This window comes from Nocardia sp. NPDC003345 (assembly GCF_053589395.1).
In genome coordinates this window covers 1-2,560 of record NZ_JBSFRU010000522.1, presented here as the reverse complement: position 1 = coordinate 2,560, position 2,560 = coordinate 1, and the positions used below count along the sequence as shown (strand labels likewise).

Below are 2,560 nucleotides of genomic sequence, written 5' to 3'. Positions count from 1 at the left end.
TCCAGGCGCAGCTGCCGGTACTCGACCTCGGTGATATCGGTGAGCTCGGTGGACAGACCCGCGATACGCCGCAGTGCGCTGCGCTCGTCGAGCTGGAGTTCACCGGTGGTGGGATCGGCGGACCAGCCGCCGCGGCGCACGGTGGGGCCGGACCGCCGGACGGCGCGCGTCTCGGCGGCCGTCGGGGGATCGCCGGCGCCCTCGAAGAAGTCGGACTCGTGCGAACCGGACTCACGAGCATCGGACTCGCGGGAATCGGACTCGAACGATTCCGTATCGAACGATTCGGCGTCGAACGATTCGGGGGACCGCTCGCCGGTCCCGGAAATGTCAGCTTTTCTCATACACCATCCATGCTGCCACCGATGCGCGGGTCGGCGCATGTGAATTTCCCGGTCGAGCGCTTATCGGGCGGCCCACCACGCCGCGGCGAGGCGGCCGTCGGCCACGAGTTCGGAGGGGCCGCGCAACCAGGCCGCGCCCGCATCCAGCCCCACCCGGACCTGCCCGCCGGGTACCCGCACGGTCACCTCACCGGTTCCGGTGGCGAGCGCGAAACCCTCCGCGACCAGCGCGGCGGCCGCCGCGGCGACGGTGCCGGTCCCGCAGGAACGGGTCTCTCCGACACCGCGTTCGTACACCCGCATATCCACCGCGCCGGCGGCGTCGAGACCGGTGAGGATCTCGATATTCACCCCGCGCGGGAACATATCGGGGTCGAAACCGGGCGGGACGGTCAGATCCAGTTTGCCCAGCGATTCCGCCGTCAGCGTGCTGTCCACACAGGCCAGGTGCGGGTTGCCGACGTCGATGCCGAGGCCGGGGTGGCCCCATCCGGCGAGGGTCGCGGTGGATTCGCCCAGCACCCGCACCGGACCCATATCCACGGTGACCTCTCCGATCACCGCGCCGGCGGTGTGCACGGTGACCGGGCGGCCGCCCGCGCGGCTGCCCACCACGAACCGGTCGTCGGCGGTGAGGCCGCGGGCCCGCAGGTAGTGGGCGAAAACGCGGACCCCGTTACCGCACATCTCGGCGATCGACCCGTCGGCATTGCGGTAGTCCATGAACCAGTCCTCGGCGCCCACGCCTGCGGGCAGTCCGGGCAGCACCCCGGCCTCGACCAGCCGGCCGGCCCGCGCCACCCGGAGCACGCCGTCGGCACCCAGGCCGGCGCGACGGTCGCAGAGCGCGGCGACCCGGGACGCGGTCAGCTCGAGCCGCACCTCGGGGTCGGGCAGCACCACGAAATCGTTCTGGGTGCCGTGGCCCTTGGTGAATTCGACCGCTGTCTCGGTACTGGACACGTCCTCGCTCTTCCGTTCCGGCCGGCCGCTCGGGGCGGCCGGTCTCGTCTCATCTGGCAAACGTCCGGCGCTGCCGGGAAATTTCGTAGAGCGCGACCGCCGCGGCCGAGGGCGCGCCCAGCGAACTGGCGCTACCACCCATCGGGACGGTGACCGTCTCGTCGCAGGCCGCGAGCCACCCGGCACTCATACCGGAGGTCTCGTTGCCGACCACCAGAATCGTGGCATCCCGCAGATCATGATCGAAGATCGCCCGGGCACCGCGTTCGTCGGTGCCGACCACCTGCGTCGGAATCCCGCGGGCGATCTGGCGGTCCCGGAACGCCAGCACCTCGTCCGGCCCGGCCGCCCGCAGTACCGGCACCGCGAACAGCGATCCGGTCGACGCGCGCACGCACCGCGGATCGTACTGATCGGCGCCGTGCCCGGTGACCACCACGGCCGACGCGCCGAAGGCGTCCGCGGACCGGATGAGCGTGCCCAGATTGCCCGGCGAATTGGGCCGGTCGAATACGACCACGACCGGGGTCTCCCCCGGCTCCCCGGCCGCGTAGGCCGTCAGCTCGGCCGGACGGTACTCCGCGACCGCCACCAGTTCGGGCGCGCCACCCGTCTTCTCCCCCAGGTCCGCCATCAACTCCGGCGCCAGCCCGACCGCGGGTACCGCGGCGGTATCGAGGATCTCCCGCGCCCAGGCCGACAGTTCCGGTTCGCCCAGCCGGTACAGCAGCGTCTCCAGCGGCCACCCGTGGGCGAGGGCATGGGTGATCGGGCGGACACCGTGCACCAGGAACCGGCGGTCCCGATGCCGCTTGGTGCGATTGTCCAGATAGGCCGTCCATACCTGGACGGCGGCGTTGCGACTGCGGATCTGCCGGGTCACGACCGGGTGGGCTCCTTCGCTGCGGGACCGGACAGGTGCGGGCCGGAATCGCCGGCGAGCAGGGCCAGCGCGGTCCGCGCCACGTCCGGATCGGCGCCGTCGACCCAGCGCACCCGCCGGTCGCGCCGGAACCAGGATCGCTGCCGCCGTACGTAGCGGCGGGTCCCGACGAATGTCCGCTCCTGTGCTTCCGCCAGACCGTACTCGCCGTCGAGGTACGCCAGCACCTGGGCGTACCCGATGGCCCGCCGCGCGGTCTGTCCGCGTCGCAGCCCCTGCTCGATCAGGGCGTGGACCTCGTCGACCAGTCCGGCGCCGAACATCGCCTCGGTGCGTTCGGCGATCCGCCGGTCCAGTTCGGCGGTTTCCC

The 2,560-nt window shown here is 71.9% G+C and carries 2 protein-coding genes and 2 pseudogenes; all 4 read right to left on the bottom strand.

Annotated features, from left to right (window positions below):
* Positions 1-344, bottom strand: a pseudogene (locus ACWDU1_RS31520) (hypothetical protein); the annotation flags it as partial.
* 60 nt (positions 345-404) lie between these two features.
* Positions 405-1,307 (bottom strand): diaminopimelate epimerase, encoded by a 903-nt coding sequence (gene dapF / locus ACWDU1_RS31515; protein ID WP_450004065.1) that lies wholly within the window; start codon positions 1,305-1,307, stop codon positions 405-407.
* Between the two features lie 49 nt (positions 1,308-1,356).
* A complete protein-coding gene (locus ACWDU1_RS31510; protein WP_450004064.1) occupies positions 1,357-2,190 on the bottom strand; it encodes a TrmH family RNA methyltransferase in 834 nt (277 codons plus the stop codon).
* A pseudogene (locus ACWDU1_RS31505) lies at positions 2,187-2,560 on the bottom strand (tRNA (adenosine(37)-N6)-dimethylallyltransferase MiaA); the annotation flags it as partial. The gene ACWDU1_RS31510 and the pseudogene ACWDU1_RS31505, both read right to left, overlap by 4 nt.